Source organism: Leucobacter sp. WKLB1 (assembly GCF_059696215.1).
Window position 1 is genome coordinate 1,245,505 of the sequence record NZ_AP046115.1, and the last position, 22,420, is coordinate 1,267,924.

The following is a 22,420-nucleotide window of genomic DNA, read 5'->3' on the forward strand; positions in this document are numbered from 1 at the left end:
CTCGGCTGCTTGCCAATAGAATGGAACCCATGGCCAACCCCTCCCCGTTCTACCTGACGACCCCGATCTTCTACGTCAACGACGCTCCGCACATCGGGCACGCCTACACCGAGGTAGCCGCCGACGTGCTGGCTCGCTGGCACCGGCAGTCGGGCGACGACACGTGGTTCCTCACGGGTACTGATGAGCACGGCCAGAAGATCCTGCGCACGGCGACCGCGAACGGGGTCGCGCCGAAGGAGTGGGCTGATCGGCTTGTCGAATCCTCGTGGAAGCCGCTGCTCGATCTCATCGATATTTCGAACGACGACTTCATTCGCACAACGGATGCGCGCCACGAAGCGGGCGTCGCGAAGTTTCTGCAGAAGCTCTACGACGACGGCCACGTCTACGCGGGCGAGTTCGAGGCGCTCTACTGCGTCGGCTGCGAAGAGTTCAAGCCGAAGAGCGAGATCGTCGACGGCACGGGTGAATTCGAGGGCCAGAAAGTGTGTGCCATCCACTCGAAGCCGCTGGAGCTGCTCCAGGAGAAGAACTACTTCTTCAAGATGAGTGCATTTCAAGATCGCCTGCTCGCGCTCTATGAGGAGCGCCCCGATTTCGTGCAGCCGGCCAGCGCGCGCAACGAGGTCATCGCATTCGTGCAGCAGGGGCTTGAAGATCTGTCGATCTCGCGCACCTCGTTCGACTGGGGCATTCCGATTCCTTGGGACGCATCGCACGTCACTTACGTGTGGTTCGACGCGCTGCTCAACTACGTCACTGCGATCGGGTACGGCCAAGACGACGCCGAGTTCGACCGCCGGTGGCCCGCGAACCACCTCGTCGGCAAAGACATCCTCCGTTTCCACGCCGTGATCTGGCCCGCGATGCTGATGGCGGCCGGTCTCGAGGTGCCGAAGCACGTCTTCGCGCACGGTTGGCTGCTTGTCGGCGGCGAGAAGATGTCGAAGTCGAAGCTCACGGGTATCGCTCCGAACGAGATCACCGACACCTTCGGTTCCGACGCGTTCCGCTACTACTTCATGCGCGCCATCTCTTTCGGGCAAGACGGCTCGTTCAGCTGGGAAGACCTGGCGGCGCGCTACCAGGCCGAACTTGCCAACGGCTTCGGTAATCTCGCGAGCCGGGTGCTCGCGATGAACGCCAAGTACTTCGACGGACGCGTGCCCGAGGCAGGGGCCGAGCAGCCCGCTGACGCAGCGATTCGTGAGCTGGCCGGGTCGGTTGCCCAGCGCGCGGACGCGCGCATCGAGGCATTCGTAATCCACGAGGCGATTGCCGCCGTCTGGGAGCTCGTCGACGCTCTCAACGGGTACATCACCGACCAGGAGCCGTGGGCACTGGCGAAAGATCCGGCGCAGCGCGAGCGTCTCGGTACGGTGCTCTACACGGCAACCGAGGGCCTGCGCGTGCTCGCCGAGCTGTTGGCTCCGGTGGTGCCGCTTGCAACCTCAAAGCTCTGGGCGGCGCTCGGCGCTGAAGCAGCGCTCGGTGCACTTGATGCGCGCCCGATTCGCGAAGCGGGCGTCTGGGGCGCCTTGCCCGCAGGCACTGAGCAGCACGCGCTCGCCGTGCTCTTCCCGCGCATCGAAACGGACGAGTCAAGCAAGTGAACGACGCATCCGCAGCGGTGCCAACCGGGGGAATCCGGAAGCGCACGAGTGCGAGCGGCCGCGACCTGACGCGCCCCGAGCCCCCGGAGCCGCTGCCCGTCGCGATCTACGACAACCACACGCACCTCGAGTTCGAGGACGGGGTCGACCAGCTCGATCCGCTCGACTCGCTCGCGCGGGCCGAGCAGGTCGGCGTTCGCGGAGTCGTGCAAGTCGGCACGAATCTTGAGACGAGCCGGTGGAGTGCGCAACTCGCGGCAAGCGATCCCCGAGTCCTCGCGGCGGTCGCGCTGCATCCGAACGAGGCGCCGCGCGTCGCTGCGCAGGGGCTGCTCTGCGAGCAGCTCTCCGAGCTCTCGCGCCTCGCCGCCCAGCCGAGGGTGCGCGCGATCGGCGAGACCGGCCTCGACTTCTTCCGCACCGGAGAAGACGGGCGCGAGGCTCAGATCGAGTCGTTCGAGGCACACATCGACATCGCGAAGGCGAACGGCATCGCGCTGCAGATTCACGACCGCGATGCACACGACGAGGTCGTGGCGACGCTGCTGCGCGTGGGGGCACCCGAGCGCACCGTGTTCCACTGCTTCTCGGGCGACACCCGCCTCGCCAAGCTCTGCAACGAGCACGGTTGGTATCTCTCCGTCGCGGGGACCACGACGTTCAAAAATGCCCCGGCACTGCGCGAAGCCTTCGCGATCGCGAAGCCGGAGCTGCTGCTCGCGGAGACCGACGCGCCGTTCCTGACGCCCGAGCCGTACCGCGGGCGCCCGAACGCGCCCTACCTGTTGCCCTACACGGTGCGCCGCCTCGCCGAGACGCTCGGAACGCCGCTCGACGAGCTGTGCGCCCTGCTCGCGGCCAACACGGAGCGCGTGTACGGCACCTGGGACGCCGAAGTCGAAACGCAGGCGAACGCATGAGCCCGCTCGAACCCTCCCACGACGCGTCTTCGGCCGGGCTGCTCGGCCCGACGCAGGTCCGTGAGCTCGCCGAGCGCCTGGGGGTGTCGCCGACGAAGAAGCTCGGGCAGAATTTCGTCATCGACCCGAACACAGTGCGCAAGATCGTGCGGCTCGCGGGCATCGAATCGGGAGCGCGCGTGGTCGAGGTGGGCCCGGGTCTCGGGTCGCTGACACTCGGCATCACCGAGATCGGCGCCTATGTGACCGCGGTCGAAATCGACCATCGCCTCGCGGCCGAGCTTCCGGCGACGGCGCGTGCGATGCAACCGGACGTCTTTGCCGATCCCGCGCATCCGCGCCTCCGTGTCGTGCGCAGCGACGCTCTCGAGGTCACGGCAGGCGACTTCCCGCATCCGCCTGAGCACCTGGTCGCGAATCTGCCGTACAACGTGTCGGTGCCGATCCTGATGCACCTGCTCGAATTGATTCCCGAGCTGCGCAGCGGCCTGGTGATGGTGCAGGCAGAAGTCGGCTACCGCATCGCGGCGCAGCCGGGCTCGAAGGAGTACGGATCGCCGAGCGCGAAAGCGGCATGGTACGGGCCGTGGCGCATCGCCGGCACGGTGAGCCGCAAGATCTTCTGGCCTGTGCCGGGCGTCGACTCGGTGCTCGTCGGGTACGACCGCCGTGAATCGCCGCGAGGCAGCGAAGCGGAGCGCCGTGCGACCTTCGATCTGGTGAACGCCGCGTTCGCGCAGCGTCGCAAGATGCTGCGTCAGGCCGTGCAGCCCGTACTCGGCAACTTTGATCGCACAGTGGCGATCCTCACCGCCGCCGGAATCGACCCCCAGGTGCGTGCCGAGCAGCTCGGCATCGACGACTACCTGGCGATCGCCCGGGCCGCGGCGAACTTCACGGAGTAAGCCCGGTCGACAGTGCGTGCAGCAGTTCTGTGAATCGCGTGATGTCGGCGACCGACCACGCCTGCATCGCGTCGCGGAGCTCGTGCTCCTTCTCGCCGCGCGTGGCAGCGAGGCGCTCAGCCCCGAAGTCGCTGATCGAGAGTCGGATCGACCGCCCGTCCGAGGGGTCCGGTGCGCGGTCGATCAACCCGCGCTCATCGAGGTCTCGCACGGTGCGGCTGAGCTGACCCTTGTCGGTCATGAGCAGTTCGGTGAGCTCCGAGAGCGACACGGTGCCGCATCGCGAGATCGACGTGAGCACCTTGTAGGAGCCGGGGAGCATGCCCTCGCTGACCGCAGCGGCGTTCGCCATGGCCGAGCGGCGGAACTGGTTGAACAGGTCTTCGAATTCGCGCTCGAGCGCCTCGAACGCCTGGAGACGGGCGCCGCCCCCATCGCCGCGAGCGGTGATGGGTGACGGCGCCGGAGTGCGTGTCATGACGTTACCGCTCGCTCGACTGTGCCGACCGGGCTGCACCTGCGGATTCGCCGGTTTCGCCGACCACGGGAACACTGCCCGTGGCGGTGAGCACGGCCATGCCCTCGGCGGTCGAAACAGTGGCGAGGTCGGCTTCGGCAGCCTGTGCGCGCTCGGAGTTCGTCATGCGAGTGAGCGGCGCGTTCGGCAGGAAGATGATCGCAAGGAGGCTGAGCACCGCGAACGGCACGGCGATCAAGAACGAGTGCGAGATGCCCTGCGCGTAGACGTCCTCGATGATCACTCGAACGGCCTCCGGCATCTTCGAAACCTCGGGCAGCGTTCCTGACTGCAACTGGGCGGCGACGGACGCACCCTCCTCACCGAGCGACTTGATCGCCGCAGCCATCTTCGCCAGGATCGAGTCCGATCCCATGAGGTCGGCGACCTTGGTCGCGAGAGCCGCACCCATCACCGAGACCCCGATGGTGCCGCCGAGGCTGCGGAAGAAGGTGACTCCCGAGCTCGCGACGCCAATCTGTTCAGGGTTGGTGGTGTTCTGTACGACGAGCACCAGATTCTGCATCGTCATACCGACGCCGGCACCCAGCAGGAACATGTAGAGCGAAACCAGCGCGAAATTGGTGTCGTAGTGAATTGTCGAGAGCAGCGTCGAGCCAGCGATGAGCAGCACGGCGCCGACGATCAAGTACGGCTTCCACGTGCCGAACCGGGTGATGAGGGCGCCCACGCCGATCGAAGCGAGCAGCAGGCCCGCGATCATCGGGATCGTCATGATGCCGGCCTGGGTGGGCGTGGCGCCGCGCGACAGCTGCATGTACTGGCTGAGGAACACCGAAGAGCCGAACATCGCGATGCCGGTGGCAATCGATGCGACGACGGCGAGAGTAAACGTGCGGCTGCGGAAGAGCGTCAGCGGGATGAGCGGCTCCTTCGAGCGGAGCTCCACGATGATGAAGAGCACTGTCGAAACGATGGCGCCACCCACCATGAGTACCGTGGTCAGGCTCCACCAGTCGTAATCCTTGCCGGCGTTGGTGACCCAGATGAGCAGCAGCGAGACGGCCGCTGAGAGCAGCACGATGCCGAAGTAGTCGATGCTGGTCCGCTTCGCGGGGCGCGCCGGCAGGTGCAGTGTCTTCTGCACGATGATCAGTGCGGCGACGGCGAAGGGGAGTGCGACGAAGAAGTTCCAGCGCCAGTTGATCGAGTCGGTGATGACGCCACCGAGCAGCGGGCCGCCGACGGTCGACAGTGCCATCACGGCGCCGAAGAGCCCCATGTAGCGGCCGCGTTCGCGCGGGCTGATGATGTCGGCCATGATGACCTGGCTGAGGGCGGCGAGGCCGCCGGCGCCGACGCCCTGCACCGCGCGGAACGCGATCATGGTACCGGGATCCTGCGAGAAGCCTGCCGCTGCGGTCGCGAGCACGAAGATCGCGATCGCGAGTTGGAACAGCACCTTGCGGTTGAAGAGGTCGGAGAGCTTGCCCCAGATCGGCGTCGAGATCGCCGTCGTGAGCAGGGTCGCGGTGACAACCCAGGTGTAAGCGGTCTGGTCGCCTTTGAGGTCGTGGATGATGACGGGGAGCGAGCTCGAGACGACGGTCGAGGCGAGCATCGAGACGAACATGCCGAGGAGGAGGCCCGACAGGGCTTCGAGAACCTGCCGATGCGTCATCTTCGGGCGCTCCGTGTGCGCGGAAGCGGGGAGAGACATGAATTCCTGGTTTCTGTGTGCTGCGGGGTCGCGCCGGGCGGACGCGCGTCGGTTGACTTGGATCAACTGTTGACGGAGATCAACGATAGCACTTGGTTGATGGATGTCAACTACCTGTGCGAGTGGCGTGGCGATGGGGCGCAATGCGTCAAAAGAATGTTGGAGCGTGCGCTAGCGTAGGGGCATGGGTAGGAGCGGAGGGGGTCCGGTCACAGTCCGGGCTCCGGGGAAGATCAATGTCTTCTTCCGTGTTGGCGCGCTGCAAGACGATGGCTACCACGACGTCGCCTCCCTCTACCAGGCGGTCTCGCTCTTCGAAGAAGTGACGGCCGAGCACTCCGATGATTTCTCGGTACGCTTCGTCGGGCCCGTCGACGCATCGCAGCTGCCGTGCGACGACACCAATCTCGCGCTCATCGCCGCGAAACTGCTTGCCCAGCGCACCGGGTACGCGGGCGGGGCGGCGCTGACCGTGCTGAAGCGCGTGCCGATCGCCGGTGGCATGGGTGGCGGGTCGGCCGACGCCGCCGCCACGCTGGTCGCCTGCGATGAGCTCTGGGGTACCGGCCTGGGTCGCCACGGACTCCTGCCGCTCGCAGCCGAGCTCGGGGCCGACGTTCCCTTCGCGCTGGAGGGCGGCACGGCCGTGGGCACCGGACGCGGTGACGAATTGAGCCCGGCGCTCGCCAAGGGCGACTTCCACTGGGTGCTCGCCATGTCCGACTCCGGCTTGAGCACTCCCGTCGTCTATCGCACTCTCGATGAGCATCGAGACCGCCACGCGCGCGATCTCGGCCCGCAGCCCGACCTGGTCAAGGTCGAGACCGCGGTGCTGCAGGCCGTGCGCATCGGTGATGCGGGGTCGCTCGCCGAGGCCATGCACAACGATCTGCAGGTCGCCGCGCTCAAACTCGCGCCCGAGCTGACCGAGATTCTGGAGCTGGGGGAGTCGCGCGGCGCGCTCGCCGGCATCGTCTCGGGTTCGGGGCCGACGATCGCGTTTCTCGTCGGCACGCCCCAGGAAGCCGCGGAACTGCGCGCTGTGCTGGGGCGGCAGGGCACTCGCGCACTGACCGTCTCGGGGCCGGTGCCGGGCGCCCGCGTCATCTGAGTTCGCTGAGCGGCGGGGGACCGCCGGGACTCCTCGGGCTCCGCGATCCCGGGCGGGAATACGGCGCGGCCCGCGAACGCTGCACTCGGTGTGAGTGAAACGATCCGCGTCGACATCTGGTCCGATATCGCCTGCCCGTGGTGCTACCTCGGCAAGCACCGCTTCGAAACGGCGGTGCAAGCGTTTCGTGAGCAGCACCCCGAGGTTGCCATCGAGGTGGAGAGTCACAGCTTTGAGCTCGCCCCCGATACGCCACTCGACTTTCAGGGCAGCGAGGTCGATTTCCTCGTGAAGCACAAGCGCATGCCGGCTGAACAGGTCGAGCAGATGCTCGGACAGATGACCGAGCTCGGCGCATCCGAGGGGGTCGAGTTCGGGTTCCACGACGTGAAGCACGCCAACACGCAGCGCGCGCATCGCGTACTGCACCTCGCGAAAGATCGCGGCGTGCAGGCTGCCGTGCAGGAGCGGCTCTTCCGTGCGTACTTCGCGGAGGGCGAAGACATGTCCGATGCTGACGCGCTCGCGCGGCTCGGCGCCGAAGCCGGGCTCGACGCCGACGAGGTGCGCTCCGCTCTCGACGATGAGGCCTACGGCGAGGCGGTGCAGCGCGATATCACCCGCGCGCAGCAGCTCGGCATCAGCGGGGTGCCCTTCTTCCTGCTCGATCAGCAGTACGGCGTTTCGGGGGCGCAGTCAGCCGACGCCTTCGCGAACGTTTTCGAGCAGGTACTCGGATTCCAGCGCGGTGCGGCACCCGCGACCGCCCAGTAATATCAGCCGTATCAGCGGCGTTCCCGATCGAACCGCAGCAAGGAGTTCTCATGACTGACCAGCAGCCCACCGTAGGCGCCACCACCGACGTTGCCCCGGCCCCAGAGCCTGCCGCACCCCAGTTCTCGGCCGAAGCCGGACTGGAGGGCGCCGCGTCATTCGCCGACGCCGAGGCCCGTGAGATTCTCAACCTGCTCGGCGATGCCGAGTCGGGCGGCTCGTGCTGCGGCGGGTCCTGCTGCTCGGTGTGACCCGGCGCTGAGCCCGGGAGCTGTGGCCCACATCCTCCCGCGAGCGCACCGCTTTCGCGCGAGTGCACGTCTTTGTGAACGGTGCGCTCGCACGAAAGTGGTGCGTTCGCGAGGAAGCGGAGCGCGCGGGGCCGCGCGTGCGCTGCCCCGCTAGTCGGCCACCGAGTTCGGCAGGGCGTCGCAGTTCGGGGTCGCCGGCTTGTCGTCCCAGCGATCCAGCGTCCACTGCACGAGCTCGGGTGTGAGCGGAGAGTCCTCGGCCACGAGCGTGCCGTGATTCAGGCCCGGGTAAGTGCGGTAGTCGAGGGTGACGCCCGCAGCGCAGCGGCCCTCGACGTAGTCGAGCTGCAACTGCGGCTTCACCAGCGGATCGGCGAGCCCCTGCGCTACGAGCACCGGTGCCGGGAAGGGGCCATCCGGCGTCTGCTGCTTGAGCATGTCGCCGATGGGGCCCGCGAGTGCGCTGTCGGGGAAGATCTGATTGGGTACCTGGGTGCCGAGCAGGATCGCCGCGAGTCCGTCGTGACCGCTGAAGCAGAGCTCACGAATCTTTTCGACCCCGCCGGCCGACCCCGGGGTGAGATGCCGCTCGAGGTCGAGTTCCGGAAACACGTCGTTCCAGGTCGTCGCGATGTACGCCGAGACCGTCTTCCCCGCAGGGTCGTTCTTGTCAGCGTCTGCGAGCCCGTAGAGGTTCGCCGCCGGTGCGAATGCAGCGATGCCCTTCACGGTGAGCTCGGGCGCGTACGACGCCGCTTCCTGCCCCGTCCAGAGCGCACCCTGGCCCCCCTGCGAGTGGCCCCACACCACGGTGTCGGTGGAGAGCGTCAGGCCCGAGAGCTGCTGGGCGGCACGCGAGGCATCGAGCACGTTCCGGGCCTCCGCCTCGCCGACGAGGTAGGGGTGCGTGCCGGCGGTGCCGAGCCCGATGTAGTCGGAGGTCACTGCCGCCCATCCGTGCTGCGTCACCATCTCGGCGAGCGCGGCGCCGGCCCCATCTGAGAACGGGGTGGCACTGAGCGAGGGCGTACAGGCCGCGACGACGCCGCTCGTACCGTGCGCGATGCTCAACAGCGGCAGTGCTGTGCTCTCGCGATCTGCGGGAACGATCACCGTGCCGCTCGAGATGGCAGGGCTGCCGTCGGGGTGCGTCGTCGTGTACAGGATCTTCCACGCCTCGGCGCCCGCGGCGACGCCGGTGGTGAGCGGTTCCGAACGAATGAGCTGGCCCGGCGCATCGGGGATCTGTGCGGCAGCCGGTGCGGCGTAGAAGGCGTCGGGCGCCGGCATCGGCACGCCGCCGAGCACGAACCCGCTGCCGAGTGCGAGCGCGACCGAAGCGACGAGAGCGATGCCAGACGCGATCGTGCGTGCCCATCGCCACGGTGCAGCGAGCGCAGCGGTGCGGCGAGTTTCTGGGCTCGGTGCAGTGGCAGCAACAGTGCGAACCTGCCGTCGCGCGCGCATCGCGGCGATCACCGGATCAAGCAAGAGCTGCAGCCCGAGGAGCACGAGCCACGCGCCGACACCGTAGCGGAAGAGTAGGAGGGTGAGCACGGGCCAGGAGAACGTGATGCCGCCGACGAAGACCGTTGCGAGCGCGAGGCAGACGCCGCTGACGCGATGATCGAGCGTCGCCGTGCGGTCGACGACCGCTGCGACGAGCGCCAGTGCGCCGTGCACGACGAGCGCGGCACCGGCGAGAAACGCCAGCCACGGGGCGCCCGCGACCGGCCACGCCGCCATGATCAGGCCGACGATCATCAGCACGGTCGCTCCGAGGCGCCGAGTCAGCGTCGACGTGCGCACACCGCGCGCCGAGGCGCCGCTCGCCAAGGCGCTGCCAGCCGAGGCACCACCCGGGAGCGCCGCCGCGATGCCGATCGCGGCGAGACCGAAACCCGTGATGATCGCGATGCCGTGCACGCTGATCGGGGCGAGCACGAGCACCGCCCCGAGCGCTACTGCGGCGAGGCCGAGGGCGATCCGGAGCGGAGTGCGCGCCTCACCGAGCGCGTGAACGATACGTGCGAGCGGTGCAGGCTGAGACGTGCGGGCCACCGGTGAGCCTTCCGAGCGGGATCCAGCGCGGATCGAGGCGGATTGCCGCGTGCTCGCGACTGCGCTCAGTGTACTGAGCACGCGGCGCGCACGGCTACGCTGGAGGGGTTATGGCGCATCTCTTGGGGGCCGAGGCCCTGCATCTCGAAGTTCCGACGAAGACTGTCTTCGACTCGGTGACGCTTGGCGTCGCCGAGGGCGATCGCATCGGCATCGTCGGCCGCAACGGCGACGGCAAGTCGAGTCTGCTGATGATGCTGGCCGGGCGGCGCGAACCCGACGGCGGGCAGGTCACCATGCGCGGCGGCACAACGATCGGGGTGCTCGACCAGGCCGACAACTTCGACGACGGCGAAACCGTCGGGCACGCGATCGTAGGGGATCGCCCCGAGTACGAATGGGCCGGCGACGCGAAGGCGCGCGAGGTCATCGCTGGCCTGGTCTCGGACCTCGATTGGGAGGCGTCACTGGATGCCCTTTCGGGCGGGCAGCGCCGGCGCGTGGCCCTCGCCCGCTTGCTGGTGCAGGAGTTCGACATTCTGTTCCTGGATGAGCCGACCAACCACCTCGACGTCGAGGGCATCGCCTGGCTCGCGAATCACCTGAAGCGTCGGTGGCAGCCGGGGCAGGGGGCGCTGCTGGTCGTGACCCACGATCGCTGGTTCCTCGACGAGGTGTGCACCACCACCTGGGAAGTGCACGACCGCATCGTCGAGCCCTTCGAGGGCGGGTACGCCGCGTACATTCTGCAGCGCGTCGAACGCGACCGTCAGGCCGCGACAATCGAGCAGAAGCGCCAGAACCTGGCGCGCAAGGAGCTGGCCTGGCTGCGTCGTGGCGCCCCCGCGCGCACCTCGAAGCCGAAGTTCCGCATCGATGCCGCGAATGAGCTCATCGCCGATGTTCCCGAGATCCGCGACCGCGTGTCGCTGCAGTCGATGGCCGTCGCGCGCCTCGGCAAGGAGGTCGTGAACCTCGTCGAGGCCGGGGTCACGTACGGCGATCGCACCATCATCGAAGACGTCGATTGGATGCTCGCGCCCGGCGAACGCACCGGCATTCTGGGCGTCAACGGCGCCGGCAAGTCGACGCTGCTCGGCCTCATCTCGGGCACGATCGAGCCGACTTCGGGTCGCGTGAAGCGCGGCAAGACCGTGCAGGTCGCGACCCTGACACAGCGCCTCGACGAGCTCGAGGAGCACCTGCAGGAGCCGGTGCGCACCGTCATCGGACGCCTGCGCACGAGTTTCACCGTCGGCAGCGGCTCGAAAGCGCAGGAGCTGACGCCGGGGCAGCTGCTCGAACGCATGGGGTTCACCAGCGCGCAGCTCTCCACGCCCGTGAAAGATCTCTCGGGCGGCCAGAAGCGGCGATTGCAGCTGCTGCTGATCCTGCTTAATCAGCCCAACGTGCTGATTCTCGACGAGCCGACCAACGACCTCGACACCGACATGCTCGCCGCAATGGAAGACCTGCTCGACTCGTGGCCCGGCACGCTCATCGTCGTGTCGCACGACCGCTACTTCTTGGAGCGTGTGACCGATCAGCAGTTCGCCATTCTCGACCGGCACCTGCGACATCTGCCCGGCGGCGTCGATCAGTACCTTGAGTTGCGCACCGCGCAGGAGCAGGGCCGCGACGTGAGCGCCGCATCGGTGTCGCGTGCTGCCGGATCACCGAGCGCCTCGGCCCCCGCACCCGCGGCGGGTCTCAGCGGCGCCGACCGCCGCGCCGCCGAGAAAGAGCTCGCCGCCGTCGAGCGCAAGATGGAGCGCCTGCAGGCCGACATCGTGCGCTCGCGCGACGGGCTCGCGAACTTCGACCAGACCGACTACACGCTGCTCAACGCGGAGATGACGAAGATCACCGCCATCGAAGACGAGGTCGCCGCGCTCGAGGAACGCTGGCTGGAGCTGTCGGGCGAGCTGGAGTAGGGGCGTTAGCCCACGCACGTGAGTTGACCTCGACGCGGAGATTCGGCTGATCGCTGACTGCATCGTGCGAACCGGTCCGCGATCCGCTGAATTTCCGCGGGAACGGGGAACGGGTAACGGGTTGCGGGTGCGCGACGGGCTCCGTCAACGGAAGCGCATCGTGCTCCGTGCGGTCGCTGCACCAGTGGTGCATGGAAGATCCACGTTGGCTTCAGCTCATCGATCGCGTGCGCGCCGATGTGCCGTCGGAGTTGCAGAGGCGTCGTGATCCGGGGCGAATGTCGGCGGGTATCGATAGCCTGGATATGTGCGCTGCTCGGTCTTCGACCCACGGCGCGCGCCCGAGAAATCCCGGTGAAAGGAACCCCATGGCGTACCGAGTGCAAGGCGTTGTCGTTCGCGAGAAGAATGCGCCGGCGACCATCGAAACGGTGATCGTGCCCGATCCGGGCCCGGGTGAGGCCGTGGTCGACATCATCACGAGCGGCGTCTGCCACACCGATCTGCACTACAAGCTCGGCGGCATCAGCGACGACTTCCCGTTCCTGCTCGGTCACGAGGCGACCGGTCGTGTGGCGGCGGTCGGCGAGGGCGTCACCGAGGTGGCCGTGGGGGATCGCGTGATCCTGAACTGGCGCGCCGTCTGCGGGCAGTGCCGCGCGTGCGCGAAGGGGCAGCCGCAGTACTGCTTCGCGACGCACAACGCGACGCAGAAGATGACGCTTGAAGACGGCACCGAGTTGTCGCCGGCGCTCGGCATCGGCGCGTTCATCGAGAAGACGCTGGTCGCAGCGGGTCAGTGCACCAAGGTCGATGAGGAGTCGGATGCTGCTGCGGTCGGCCTGCTGGGCTGTGGCGTGATGGCCGGCATCGGCGCCGCCATCAACACGGGCGAGGTCAAGCGGGGCGAGTCGGTTGCCGTGATCGGCTGCGGCGGCGTCGGCACGGCAGCGATCGCGGGCGCACAGCTCGCGGGCGCCACGACGATCATCGCCGTCGATATCGACGATGCGAAGCTTGAGCAGGCGAAGCGCTTCGGCGCCACGCACACGGTGAACTCGAAGAACGAGGACGCCGTCGAGGCGATTCGCGCGCTCACCGACAGCTTCGGCGCCGACGTCGTGATCGACGCGGTCGGGCGCCCCGAGACGTACCGTCAGGCGTTCTACGCACGCGATCTGGCCGGCCGCGTGGTGCTCGTCGGCGTGCCGACGCCCGAGATGCAGCTCGAGCTGCCGCTGCTCGACGTCTTCGGGCGCGGCGGCTCGCTGAAGTCGTCGTGGTACGGCGACTGCCTGCCGAGCCGAGACTTCGAGATGCTGATCGACCAGTACAAGCTCGGACGTCTCGATCTCGACGGCTTCGTGACGGAGCGGGTCGGCCTCGGCGACGTCGAGGCGTCGTTCGACCGCATGCACGACGGCACGGTGCTGCGTTCGGTGGTGGTGCTCTGATGGGCGCACGCATCGAACGCCTCGTCACGAGCGGCACGTTCTCGCTCGACGGGGGCACCTGGGAGGTCGACAACAACGTCTGGCTCGTCGGAGACGACGCCGAGGTGATCGTGATCGACCCGGCCCACGATGCCGCCGCGGTCGCCGAAGCGGTCGCGGGTCGCACCGTGCGGGCGATTCTGCTCACTCACGGGCACGATGACCACATTCGGGCCGCTCGCGACACCGCAGCGGTGCTCGGTGCACCGCTGCACCTCAACCCGGCAGACGCGATGCTGTGGGAGACGGTGCACGAGACCGCGCCCGACGCCGAGATCGCAGACGGCGACGTGTTCACCGTGGCAGGCATCGAGATCACCGCGCTGCACACGCCCGGCCATTCCCCAGGATCGACCTCGTTCAGCGCGCCCGCGCTCGGGGCCGTCTTCACCGGTGACACGCTGTTCCAGGGCGGCCCGGGGGCCACAGGACGCTCGTTCAGCGATTTCCCGTTGATCATCGAATCGATTCGCGAGCGTCTGCTCACGCTGCCCGCAGACACCACCGTCTACACCGGGCATGGCGACACCACGACGATCGGTGCCGAGGCGCCGCATCTCGACGAATGGATCGCGCGCGGTCACTGATCAGGGCGCGGGCTCGGCGCAGGCGACGCCCGCGCCGAGCCCCGACGCCCGCGTGACCGCGTGTGACGGCGGGGCTGGGCGCGGGCGCCTGCGGTGTGGTGGAATCGCGGTATGAGCATTCCGAGCCTTCTGGATCACATCGTCATCGCCGGCCCCGACCTCCCCGCACTCGTCGACTGGTTTGCAGAACGTACGGGCGTCGTCGCGGCTCCGGGCGGCGCTCACCCTACGGGCACGGCGAACGCGCTGGTCGCGCTCACGATCGATGGGCAGCGCGGCCCGCAATACATCGAGCTCATCGGGCCGAACCCCGATCGCGAAGACCCCGCAGTGCCGACGACCTTCGGCATTGATGGGCTCACCGAGCCCTCGGTGCAGGCGTACGCGGTGCATCCTTCCGACATCGATGCGGTGGTGGCCGGGGCGCGGTCGCGCGGCTTCGACCCCGGTGATGTGTGGGAGCTCTCGAGGCGCACACCCGCAGGTGACCTGCTCGAGTGGCGCCTCACCGGTGCCGCACTGGATCGCCTCGACGTGCCGTTCCTCATCGATTGGGGCGCGACGACGCAGCCCGGGCTCAGCGACCTCCCGACGATCGAACTCGTGCGGTTCGTGCGCGCCGAGGTCGATGCCGCGGCGGTGCAGCAGGCCCTCGATGCCCTCGATCTCGGGGACGGAGTGACCGAGGTCATCGCTGACGAGACTGCGGGCTACCGCCTCGAACTGCGGCGCGCCGACGGTGAGACTGTCACCTTCTGACCGCACGGTACGAGACGGAATCACGCGAGATGACTGATCCCTACGACATCTACGTCGACTATCAACGCCGGGCGCAGGTGCCTCTGCACCCGCCCGAGCACCGCTCATCGACGTTCGCCGGGGCGGGAGCGGCGGCGCACGAGCGTCTCGCGGCCGCGGTCGACGAACTGCGCCCCGAGCTCGAAACGCTCGCGCGTGCACTGTACGCCTCTCCAGAAATCGGGTTCGCCGAGCACGCATCCGTGGGGCTGATCAGTAACGTGCTGACCGCTCACGGCGTCGAGACCGAGGTCGGCGTATTCGGCCTCGACACCGCGTTTCGGGCGACCGTCGGCGACGGGGCCGGGCCGCACTTCGCGGTGATCGCCGAGTACGATGCTCTGCCGGGCGTCGGCCACGCCTGCGGGCACAACATCATCGCCGGAGTGGCGGTCGGCGCCTTTCTGAGCGCCGTGCCGATCGCGCGAGAGCTCGGCGCGACGCTCTCGCTCATCGGAACGCCCGCGGAGGAGAACGGCGGAGGCAAGGAGTACATCTTGCGCGCCGGCGGCTTCGATGACGTTGACGCCGCTGGGATGGTGCACCCCGCAGCCGGGTCTCGCGTATCGGCCATCTGGGGCGAACGCACGACGGGCGTGCGACGCGTCGCGGTGACGTATCGCGGGCGCGCGGCCCACGCCGCGGGCACCCCCTGGCTCGGGCTCAACGCGCTCGACGCGGCGGTCACGGCGTACCAGTCGGTGGCGCAACTGCGGCAGCACATCCTGCCCATCGATCGCGTGCACGGCATCATCACCGACGGGGGAGCCGCGCCCAATGTGGTTCCCGAGCAGGCCTCAGCGCTGTTCTACGTGCGCTCCGGCGAGATCGATACCCTGCGGGTGCTGACCGATCGCGTCGTCGCGGCGCTGGAGGGTGCTGCGCTGGCAACCGGGACCACGGCCGAGATCGAGGTCGATCCCGTGCCGCCCTACCTGCCACTCGAGCCGAACGTCGAGCTCGGTCGGCGCTGGGCCGACGCGCTCGCCGCGCGCGGGCGCGAGACGCCGGCCCCACCGCCCGTGCCCACCCAGGGTGGGCCGTCGACTGATATGGGTAACGTCACGCAGTTCATCCCGTCGATTCACCCGTCGATTGGTCTCGGCGGGCCCGACGACGTCTTCCCGCACAACGCTGCCTTCGCCGACCTCACGGTACAGCCCCCGGCGTTCGACGCGCTCGCCGACGCAGCAGTCGCACTCGGGTCGGCCGCGATCGACTACCTTGCGGATGCCGAGCTGCGCGCAGCGGTGCAGCAGGAGTTCGAGGCCCGCGGCGGGCGCTACCGCTGGGAGGCGTGACGCCTAGCGGCGCAGGTGTTCCGCGACCGCGTCGAGTACCGATTGCGGAGTGCCGAGCGCATCGTAGACCGCGACCATGACGCGCTGCTCGGAGACCTCGTCGCTGGGTGCCAACCACCGTGTGTAGAGCGCGGTGAGTTGGTCGAGGTCGTCGTGCAGTGCGCGCACGGCATCGGTGACGCGCCCGCGCAGCCACGATCGCAGAGCGGCATTGTGCGCCGCGACGAGTGAAGCGCCGAGCGCTGAGGCTACCCAGGCTGGGGTGCCAGGCTGCTGCACCTCACGGATGTAGCGGGTGTAGACGCGCTCGTAGCGGTGCGTGATGACGAGTTCGCGGTCGCGCAGCGCCGGGGTGTGCCGCATGAGTTCGAACCGCAGCCGGGCCGCGTCAGGGTCGCGGATGAGGAGGCGCAGCACCTCGGTGGTTCCCTCGACCAGCGCGGCTGCCGGGGGGAGCGTCGTCGTCTCGAGGCCGCTCTCGAGCTGCGCGAGCGCGTGGTCGTGATCGGCGAAGACGACGTCGTCCTTGCTGCCGAAGCGCCGGAAGAACGTGCTCCGACTCATGCCGACCGCCGTGGCCAGGTCTTCGGCCGTCGTGGCATCGTAGCCGCGCTCGGCGAGGTGGCGGATCGCGGCGGTCGAACTCTCGGGAGCCGGTGCTGCGGCGTTCGATGACATGCCCCGAACGTAGCACATTTCGGTGAGTTTGGGACTCCGTTCCAGCGCAACTTGGCGCCGGTCTGTCAGTGAAGTCTCGGTGATCCCGCGCCCCGAGCCACTTGACGTGGCACCGCGTCTCAGGCAGGCTCGGAGTCGAAGCGCCGGTGCCGACCGACGCGCGAGAGGAACGCATGTCGCACGCGAAGCCCGTCACCAGCCAGGGAACCGCCGAGCCCGAGTACGCGCTCTGGGAGCCGCTCGACCCCGATGTCGCGGGAGTCTTCCGTGATGTTTCGTCCGACGACCGCGCCTACTGGAACCGCGCGCGGGCATTCGTGCAAGACGAGGTGCGACCCGTGATCGCCGGGGTCTGGGATCGTGCGGAGTACCCGCTTGATCTTGCGCGGCGCCTCGGAGACCTCGATCTGCTGCGCGACGGCATCGATGTGCCCGGCTTCCCGGCGCAGAGCCTGCTCGCCGCCAGCCTCACGATGATGGAGCTTTCACGCGGCGATGGGTCGATCGCGACCATTGTCGGCGTGCAGGGGGGTCTGGCGCTCCGTTCGATCGCGTACTGCGGGTCTGATGAGCAGCGCGAGCGCTGGGGTGAACCGCTTGCCCGCGGCACGGAACTCGGGGCGTTCGCGCTGACGGAGCCGACGCACGGCTCCGACTCGGTCAGTCTGGAGACGCGGGCCGAGGCCGACGGTGAGGGGTACCGCATCACCGGGCACAAGAAGTGGATCGGTTCAGGCAGCGTCGGGCAGGTGTCCGTCGTGTGGGCGCGCGGTGACGACGGACAGGTGCAGGGGTTCCTCGTGCCGCAAGACAGTGCGGGCTATCGTGCGCGCACCATCGAGCAGAAGGTGTCGCTGCGCGCGATCTGGCAGGCGCACATCGAGCTCGACGGCGTGCAGGTGCCGGCGAGCGCGAAGCTACCGGGCGCGAACAGCTTCAAGGACACCGCGCGGGTGCTGCAGGCGACGCGCCTCGGCGTAGCGTGGGGTGCCCTCGGTCAGGCCACCGCGGTGTACGAGACGGCGGTGCACTACGCGCAGCAGCGGGTGCAGTTCGGGCGCCCGCTTGCGGCCTCGCAGATCGTGCAGGCACGCCTCTCCGAGATGCTGAGTGCGTTGACCTCGCTGCAGACACTCCTCATGCAGCTCACGCGCGCCGAGGAGCGCGGAGAACTCAGCGGCCCAGGCGCATCACTCGGCAAGTACACGGCCACGCGCACGGCGCGAGACCTGGCCCGCAACGCGCGCGATCTACTCGGCGGCAACGGCATCCTGCTCGAGAACCGCGTGGCGCGGCACTTCGCCGACATCGAAGCGCTGCACACCTATGAGGGCACGGAGACGGTGCAGGCTCTGATCATCGGTCGCGATATCACGGGTATCTCGGCGTTCGCCTGAGCCCGCTACAGGGCGCGCTCGATGCCGGGCAGCAGCTTGCCGAGCAACACGGCGAGCTGCTGCTGCTCGGCGACGTCGAGCGGGCCGAGCACGAGTTCGCGGATCTGCGCGACGTGCGCCGGTGCCGCGTCGCGCAGTGCCTCGAGCCCCGCGGCTGTGAGGTGTGCCGAGCGTGATCGACGGTCTTCGCCGCAGCTCGAGCGCTCGACCCACCCGCGTTCGACCAACGCATCGATCGCGTGGCTGAGGCGCGACCGGCTGAGCCCGGCGATGCGGGCGAGTTCAGACATCGAGGGTTGCTCGTCGGTCGGGCGGGCGAGCATCACCAGAATTGCATAGCGGGCGTGATTGATGCCCGCCTCATCGCGGAGGGTGCGATCGAGTGCCTGCGGCAGGAGCTGCGCGACGCGGATCAGTGGCAACCACGTGTCCATCTCGGCGTCGGCGAGGCGCCGTTCGGTGCCGGATCGCCCGGCGTCTCCGACGCTCGGCACTGTCCGGGCAGGTGGCGTCGTGCCGCCCGCTTCGGCAGGGCTCCCGCTGCTCACGCCGCGGTGAGGTCGATCGTGTGCGCGGTGTGGTCGCGCTTCGATTCGAGGTACTTGCGGTTGAACCCGGAGAGGTGCACCGAGGTGGGAACGCGGCCCGCGATCTCGATGCCGAGCGCGCCGAGCTGCTCGGCCTTGTCAGGGTTGTTGCTGAGCAGGCGGATGCGCTCGGCGCCGACGGCGCGCAGCATCTGCGCGGCCGAGGTGTAGTCGCGCTCGTCTTCGCCGCGGCCGAGCGCGACGTTTGCCTCGTAGGTGTCGAGGCCCGAATCTTGCAGCGCGTAGGCGTCGAGCTTGGCGTAGAGGCCGATGCCGCGGCCTTCCTGCCGCAGGTAGAGCAGGAAGCCGCCGTGCTCGGCGATGCGTTCGACCGCCTCGCGCAGCTGCGGGCCGCAGTCGCAGCGCTCCGAGCCGAAGACGTCGCCGGTGAGGCACTCGCTGTGCAGGCGCACGAGCGGGGTATCGGTCTCGGTGGACTCCGCACCGGCCGCGGCGGCTCCAGTGGCGAGCGCCGATTCCCAGTCGCCGAGCCCGAGCAGCAGGTGCTCTTTTCCGTCGACGAGGTCGGTGAAGGTGAAGACGTCGGCGGGGGTTGCGTAGTCGTCGGGGAAGCGCAGGGGGATGCGTACGCGGGTGCGCACAAAGGCAGCCGGGAACGCGTCGATCGTGGTGTGTGAAGTTTCAACCATGTGCGATGCAACGCGCGAAGATGGCGGGTATTCCCGGGGCTCGCCGAGATGACGCCGTGTGTCCGGCGAGCCCCGGGCGGGTTACTCGTCGTCGAGCGGGTGTGCGACTGTCGGGATCGCCCCGGTGAGCGGGCGTCCCTCCTTGATCAGGCGGCGCTTGCGCAACTGCCAGAGCACGGTGAGCAGAACGAACCAGACGGGGGCGGCGAGAATCGATGCCCGTGTGTCGGCGCCGTAGAGCAGCGTGCCCGCGATGAACACGAAGAATCCGAGCACCAGCCACGGGGCGACGCGTGACAGCGGCAACTTGAAGACCGAGGCCGCGTGGCGATCCGGATGGCGCTTGCGATACACGATGTAGCTCACGACGATCGACCCCCAGGTGAACAGGATGAGCGTCGCGCACATTGAGGACACGAACGTGAAGGCCGCGATCACGCCGTCGCCGGCGAAGAGCAGGGGAATCGCCGCGAAGAGGAAGACGCAGGTGAAGAACACCGAGCGACGCGGCACGCCGTGTCGATCGGTCAGCGCGAATTTTCGGGGAGCATGGCCGTCTTTGGCGAGACCGAAGAGCATGCGCGTACCCGAATACAAGCCGGAGTTCGCGCTCGACGCCGCCGAGGTGAGCACCACGAGCTGGATCACGACCGCCGCGAGTCCGAATCCGGCTGTGGCGAGGGTGGCGACGAAGGGGCTCTTGTCGGGTGAGATTTCGTCCCAGGGCGTGACCGACATGATGACGACGAGGGCGCCGATGTAGAAGATGAGGATGCGCACGACGATCGAATTGATCGCCTTCGGCAGCGTCTTTCGGGGGCTCTGGGTCTCGGCGGCGGCGGTGCCGACGAGCTCGACGCCGATGAACGAGAAGATGCCCATCTGGAAGCCCAGCACGAAGCCGCTCGCCCCCATCGGGAAGAGGCCGCCGTGCGTCCAGAGGTTCGTCACCGAGGTCGTCGTGCCGTCGGGGGAGGTGAACTGCGTTGCCATGAGAATGATGCCGACGACGATGAGACCGAGGATCGCCACGATCTTCACGATCGCGAACCAGAATTCCGTCTCGCCGAAGAATTTCACCGGCTGCAGATTGAGCACGGTGAGCACGAGTGCCGTGACGAGCGCGGGTATCCACGCCGGAATGTGGGGGTTGAACCACTGCACGTAGGCGGTGATCGCGACGATGTCGGCGACGCAGGCGATCACCCAGGAGAACCAGTAGTTCCACGACACGAAGAACCCGGCCCACGGCCCCAGCATGTCTTTTGCGATGTCGCCGAAGGTCTTGTAATGCAGGTTCGAGAGCAGCAGCTCACCGAGGGCCCGCATGATGAAGAAGACGAAGAATCCGATCACCAAATAGACCAAGATGATCGAGGGGCCCGACACGCTGATCAGCTTGCCGGAACCGAGGAAGAGACCGGTGCCGATCGAACCGCCGATGGCGATGAGCTGGAGGTGGCGGTTCTTCAGGCCGCGCTGCATGCCGCCGTCGGGCTCTTCGGCGGCATCGGCTGCCGAGCCTCCGGGGGACTGCGGTGTTCCCGTGTGCGTACTGGTCATGACACTCCTTCGTGAGTCGGCCGGATGCCGACTGGTGCGGTGGTGGGGAGATGAACTCGCGGGCGTCAGGCGACCACGCGGAACGTTTCGAGGGCAGCGTCGACCGATCCTCGAACATACCCTGCCGGGCTCGCGGCGGTGGCGCGGAGGAACGCGACGACCTCGGCCGACAGCACCTCGCCGGGCAGCACATTGGGTACACCGGGCGGGTAGGCCGCAAGCGCGTCGGCGGAGACGCGGCCGACGGCGTCGGTCGCGCTGACGACCTCGACATCGCTGAAGAAGGCCTCGCCCAGCCCGATCGCGCGTTCGCAGGCGGCGGGCAACGCGATCGGGCGCTCGGGCTCGACCTCGGCCTCGGGCAGCTGCTGCAGCGCATCGAGGAAGCGATCGGCATCGATGTTCGACGTCGCGCCGATCAGTGCGAGCAGTGCCGACGGGGTCGAGAGCTCGCAGTAGATGCGGTGGTCGCGCAGCAGCAGATGGTGCGCCTCGCCTCCCGTGATGCCTGCACCGCGCGTATCGATTGCAATTTTGAACGGGTCGTTCGCGATGGCATCCGCGCGATCGAGCACGTCGGGCGTCGCGTCGCGATAGCGGCGATCCTCGCGGATCGCGGTGCGGATGCGGTCGGCGGAGTGCAGCGAACGGCCGATCAGATCGGGGCGCGTGGCGATGTGCTTGCGGGCCTCGTCGAGTGAAGCGAGCAACAGGGCGCTGGTCGAAGTCGACTGGAACGAACGGACCACCCGGTCGACGAGCGATTCGAGGTGGGCTGCGAACGGTCCGTGCCCGAGCTGGATCATCGCCGACTGCGTCAGCGATCCCGCAGCTTTGTGCGTGCTCGAGATCACGAGGTCGGCCCCGAGGCGGGCCGCATTCACGGGGAGGTCCGGATGCATGCCGAAATGCGAGCCCCACGCCTCGTCGACGATGAGTGGCACACCGTGGTCGTGCGCCACGCGGGCAATGGACGCGATATCGGCGACCGCGCCGAAGTAGCTGGGCGAGACGACGTAGACCGAAGCGCTCTCGGGGTGCGCGTCGAGGGCCTCCGAGATCTGCGCAGCCGTCACGCCGTGCGACGCACCGAGCCCGGCATCAACTGACCCATAGACGAAGTGCGGATCGAGCCCGACGTGCGTGGCTCCGTCGATCACGCTCGAATGAACGCTGCGCTGCATCACCGTCTCACGGCCGAGTCCGCGCGCCACGGTCGTCGCGACGTGATTGCCGCCGGAGGCGCCGTTGGTGATGAACCACGTGCGGCTCGCACCCCAGGCCTCGGCGGCCAGCTGCTGCGCACGCATGAGCGGGGTGACCCGGCCCGGGGTCGTGAGGCGCCAGGTGCGCTGGTCGACTCCGCTGAACAGCATCGGGAAGTCGAGGGCGACCGCGTCGGTGCCGACGAGCGCATCGATGCCGGGCGCGTTGCCGGCGACACCGTGGTGCGCGGGCACGTGCAGTCGTTGCCAGGGCTCTGCGGCGAGTGACCGCAGCGCATCGACGTACGGGGTCTCCAACTGTTGGGCAGAGACTGAGGTGAGGGCCGCATCCGCGCGGCGGGGTGAATCGAGCACGTCCCCACGATAGGCA

The 22,420-nt window shown here is 68.2% G+C and carries 20 protein-coding genes; 12 read left to right on the forward strand and 8 right to left on the reverse strand.

Annotated features, from left to right (window positions below; genetic code table 11):
• The first annotated feature begins 29 nt into the window (after positions 1–29).
• The 3 genes from metG to rsmA are packed head-to-tail and all read left to right on the forward strand — an operon-like array spanning position 30 to position 3,441.
• Positions 30–1,616, forward strand: a complete 1,587-nt coding sequence (gene metG / locus ACZF5Y_RS05740; protein WP_497534854.1) for a methionine--tRNA ligase — start codon at positions 30–32, stop codon at positions 1,614–1,616.
• Entirely contained in the window at positions 1,613–2,536 is a 924-nt protein-coding gene (locus ACZF5Y_RS05745; protein ID WP_497534855.1) for a TatD family hydrolase, read from the forward strand. Before metG ends, ACZF5Y_RS05745 begins: the two co-directional genes overlap by 4 nt.
• Complete coding sequence (rsmA, locus tag ACZF5Y_RS05750) at positions 2,533–3,441, forward strand: 16S rRNA (adenine(1518)-N(6)/adenine(1519)-N(6))-dimethyltransferase RsmA (protein WP_497534856.1); 909 nt, start codon at positions 2,533–2,535, stop codon at positions 3,439–3,441. Before ACZF5Y_RS05745 ends, rsmA begins: the two co-directional genes overlap by 4 nt.
• Here the strand turns inward: rsmA and ACZF5Y_RS05755 are convergent.
• Both ACZF5Y_RS05755 and ACZF5Y_RS05760 read right to left on the reverse strand, forming a co-directional pair.
• Complete coding sequence (locus ACZF5Y_RS05755; RefSeq protein ID WP_497534857.1) at positions 3,431–3,919, reverse strand: MarR family winged helix-turn-helix transcriptional regulator; 489 nt, start codon at positions 3,917–3,919, stop codon at positions 3,431–3,433. The genes rsmA and ACZF5Y_RS05755 overlap by 11 nt on opposite strands.
• 4 nt (positions 3,920–3,923) lie before the next feature.
• Complete coding sequence (locus tag ACZF5Y_RS05760; RefSeq protein WP_497534858.1) at positions 3,924–5,639, reverse strand: MDR family MFS transporter; 1,716 nt, start codon at positions 5,637–5,639, stop codon at positions 3,924–3,926.
• Positions 5,640–5,823: 184 nt separating this feature from the next.
• On the opposite strand from ACZF5Y_RS05760, the gene ACZF5Y_RS05765 reads away from it, so the two are divergent.
• The 3 genes from ACZF5Y_RS05765 (at position 5,824) to ACZF5Y_RS05775 (ending at position 7,775) form a co-directional block, all read left to right on the forward strand.
• Positions 5,824–6,750 carry a 4-(cytidine 5'-diphospho)-2-C-methyl-D-erythritol kinase gene (locus tag ACZF5Y_RS05765; protein ID WP_497534859.1) on the forward strand — a complete coding sequence of 309 codons (927 nt, stop codon included), beginning with the start codon at positions 5,824–5,826 and terminating at the stop codon, positions 6,748–6,750.
• 90 nt (positions 6,751–6,840) lie between these two features.
• Entirely contained in the window at positions 6,841–7,524 is a 684-nt protein-coding gene (locus tag ACZF5Y_RS05770) for a DsbA family oxidoreductase (protein WP_497534860.1), read from the forward strand.
• A gap of 50 nt (positions 7,525–7,574) precedes the next feature.
• The gene (locus ACZF5Y_RS05775) at positions 7,575–7,775 is read left to right on the forward strand and encodes a hypothetical protein (protein WP_497534861.1); all 201 of its coding nucleotides are present in this window, start codon (positions 7,575–7,577) and stop codon (positions 7,773–7,775) included.
• Positions 7,776–7,925: 150 nt separating this feature from the next.
• Here the strand turns inward: ACZF5Y_RS05775 and ACZF5Y_RS05780 are convergent, their stop codons facing one another.
• Positions 7,926–9,836, reverse strand: a complete 1,911-nt coding sequence (locus ACZF5Y_RS05780) for a lipase family protein (RefSeq protein WP_497534862.1) — start codon at positions 9,834–9,836, stop codon at positions 7,926–7,928.
• 110 nt (positions 9,837–9,946) lie between these two features.
• Here ACZF5Y_RS05780 and ACZF5Y_RS05785 point away from each other — a divergent pair, with 110 nt between their 5' ends.
• The 5 genes from ACZF5Y_RS05785 to ACZF5Y_RS05805 all read left to right on the forward strand — a co-directional run bounded on the left by ACZF5Y_RS05785 (position 9,947) and on the right by ACZF5Y_RS05805 (position 15,949).
• Entirely contained in the window at positions 9,947–11,770 is a 1,824-nt protein-coding gene (locus tag ACZF5Y_RS05785) for an ABC-F family ATP-binding cassette domain-containing protein (protein ID WP_497534863.1), read from the forward strand.
• Between the two features lie 368 nt (positions 11,771–12,138).
• Positions 12,139–13,224 carry an S-(hydroxymethyl)mycothiol dehydrogenase gene (locus tag ACZF5Y_RS05790; RefSeq protein WP_497534864.1) on the forward strand — a complete coding sequence of 362 codons (1,086 nt, stop codon included), beginning with the start codon at positions 12,139–12,141 and terminating at the stop codon, positions 13,222–13,224.
• The gene (locus ACZF5Y_RS05795) at positions 13,224–13,850 is read left to right on the forward strand and encodes an MBL fold metallo-hydrolase (protein WP_497534865.1); all 627 of its coding nucleotides are present in this window, start codon (positions 13,224–13,226) and stop codon (positions 13,848–13,850) included. The genes ACZF5Y_RS05790 and ACZF5Y_RS05795 overlap by 1 nt, the downstream gene beginning before the upstream one ends.
• A gap of 111 nt (positions 13,851–13,961) precedes the next feature.
• Positions 13,962–14,609: a VOC family protein gene (locus ACZF5Y_RS05800; protein ID WP_497534866.1), complete on the forward strand. Its 648-nt coding sequence runs from the start codon at positions 13,962–13,964 to the stop codon at positions 14,607–14,609.
• A gap of 29 nt (positions 14,610–14,638) precedes the next feature.
• Positions 14,639–15,949 (forward strand): amidohydrolase, encoded by a 1,311-nt coding sequence (locus tag ACZF5Y_RS05805; RefSeq protein ID WP_497534867.1) that lies wholly within the window; start codon positions 14,639–14,641, stop codon positions 15,947–15,949.
• Positions 15,950–15,952: 3 nt separating this feature from the next.
• Here the strand turns inward: ACZF5Y_RS05805 and ACZF5Y_RS05810 are convergent, their stop codons facing one another.
• The gene (locus ACZF5Y_RS05810) at positions 15,953–16,627 is read right to left on the reverse strand and encodes a TetR/AcrR family transcriptional regulator (RefSeq protein ID WP_497534868.1); all 675 of its coding nucleotides are present in this window, start codon (positions 16,625–16,627) and stop codon (positions 15,953–15,955) included.
• A 173-nt stretch (positions 16,628–16,800) separates the two neighbouring features.
• Here ACZF5Y_RS05810 and ACZF5Y_RS05815 point away from each other — a divergent pair, with 173 nt between their 5' ends.
• A complete protein-coding gene (locus tag ACZF5Y_RS05815) occupies positions 16,801–18,024 on the forward strand; it encodes an acyl-CoA dehydrogenase family protein (protein WP_497534869.1) in 1,224 nt (407 codons plus the stop codon).
• A 5-nt stretch (positions 18,025–18,029) separates the two neighbouring features.
• Here ACZF5Y_RS05815 and ACZF5Y_RS05820 read toward each other — a convergent pair whose 3' ends face one another.
• The 4 genes from ACZF5Y_RS05820 to ACZF5Y_RS05835 form a co-directional block, all read right to left on the reverse strand.
• Positions 18,030–18,572 carry a MarR family winged helix-turn-helix transcriptional regulator gene (locus ACZF5Y_RS05820; RefSeq protein ID WP_497534870.1) on the reverse strand — a complete coding sequence of 181 codons (543 nt, stop codon included), beginning with the start codon at positions 18,570–18,572 and terminating at the stop codon, positions 18,030–18,032.
• Positions 18,569–19,261, reverse strand: coding sequence for a GTP cyclohydrolase II (locus tag ACZF5Y_RS05825; RefSeq protein ID WP_497534871.1), 693 nt, complete (start codon positions 19,259–19,261; stop codon positions 18,569–18,571). The genes ACZF5Y_RS05820 and ACZF5Y_RS05825 overlap by 4 nt, the downstream gene beginning before the upstream one ends.
• 81 nt (positions 19,262–19,342) lie before the next feature.
• Entirely contained in the window at positions 19,343–20,824 is a 1,482-nt protein-coding gene (locus ACZF5Y_RS05830) for an amino acid permease (protein ID WP_497534872.1), read from the reverse strand.
• 65 nt (positions 20,825–20,889) lie between these two features.
• Positions 20,890–22,404 (reverse strand): aminotransferase class I/II-fold pyridoxal phosphate-dependent enzyme, encoded by a 1,515-nt coding sequence (locus tag ACZF5Y_RS05835; protein ID WP_497534873.1) that lies wholly within the window; start codon positions 22,402–22,404, stop codon positions 20,890–20,892.
• Between the last annotated feature and the right edge of the window lie 16 nt (positions 22,405–22,420).

What these genes read in the sequence shown, in the direction of transcription:
- ACZF5Y_RS05815 (WP_497534869.1), top strand. Translation starts at nt 16,801, where the DNA reads ATGTCGCACGCGAAGCCCGTCACCAGCCAGGGAACCGCCGAGCCCGAG.
- ACZF5Y_RS05825 (WP_497534871.1), bottom strand. Translation starts at nt 19,261, where the DNA reads ATGGTTGAAACTTCACACACCACGATCGACGCGTTCCCGGCTGCCTTT.
- rsmA (WP_497534856.1), top strand. Translation starts at nt 2,533, where the DNA reads ATGAGCCCGCTCGAACCCTCCCACGACGCGTCTTCGGCCGGGCTGCTC.
- ACZF5Y_RS05790 (WP_497534864.1), top strand. Translation starts at nt 12,139, where the DNA reads ATGGCGTACCGAGTGCAAGGCGTTGTCGTTCGCGAGAAGAATGCGCCG.
- ACZF5Y_RS05810 (WP_497534868.1), bottom strand. Translation starts at nt 16,627, where the DNA reads ATGTCATCGAACGCCGCAGCACCGGCTCCCGAGAGTTCGACCGCCGCG.
- ACZF5Y_RS05830 (WP_497534872.1), bottom strand. Translation starts at nt 20,824, where the DNA reads ATGACCAGTACGCACACGGGAACACCGCAGTCCCCCGGAGGCTCGGCA.
- ACZF5Y_RS05800 (WP_497534866.1), top strand. Translation starts at nt 13,962, where the DNA reads ATGAGCATTCCGAGCCTTCTGGATCACATCGTCATCGCCGGCCCCGAC.
- ACZF5Y_RS05760 (WP_497534858.1), bottom strand. Translation starts at nt 5,639, where the DNA reads ATGTCTCTCCCCGCTTCCGCGCACACGGAGCGCCCGAAGATGACGCAT.
- metG (WP_497534854.1), top strand. Translation starts at nt 30, where the DNA reads ATGGCCAACCCCTCCCCGTTCTACCTGACGACCCCGATCTTCTACGTC.
- ACZF5Y_RS05755 (WP_497534857.1), bottom strand. Translation starts at nt 3,919, where the DNA reads ATGACACGCACTCCGGCGCCGTCACCCATCACCGCTCGCGGCGATGGG.
- ACZF5Y_RS05795 (WP_497534865.1), top strand. Translation starts at nt 13,224, where the DNA reads ATGGGCGCACGCATCGAACGCCTCGTCACGAGCGGCACGTTCTCGCTC.
- ACZF5Y_RS05775 (WP_497534861.1), top strand. Translation starts at nt 7,575, where the DNA reads ATGACTGACCAGCAGCCCACCGTAGGCGCCACCACCGACGTTGCCCCG.
- ACZF5Y_RS05805 (WP_497534867.1), top strand. Translation starts at nt 14,639, where the DNA reads ATGACTGATCCCTACGACATCTACGTCGACTATCAACGCCGGGCGCAG.
- ACZF5Y_RS05765 (WP_497534859.1), top strand. Translation starts at nt 5,824, where the DNA reads ATGGGTAGGAGCGGAGGGGGTCCGGTCACAGTCCGGGCTCCGGGGAAG.
- ACZF5Y_RS05785 (WP_497534863.1), top strand. Translation starts at nt 9,947, where the DNA reads ATGGCGCATCTCTTGGGGGCCGAGGCCCTGCATCTCGAAGTTCCGACG.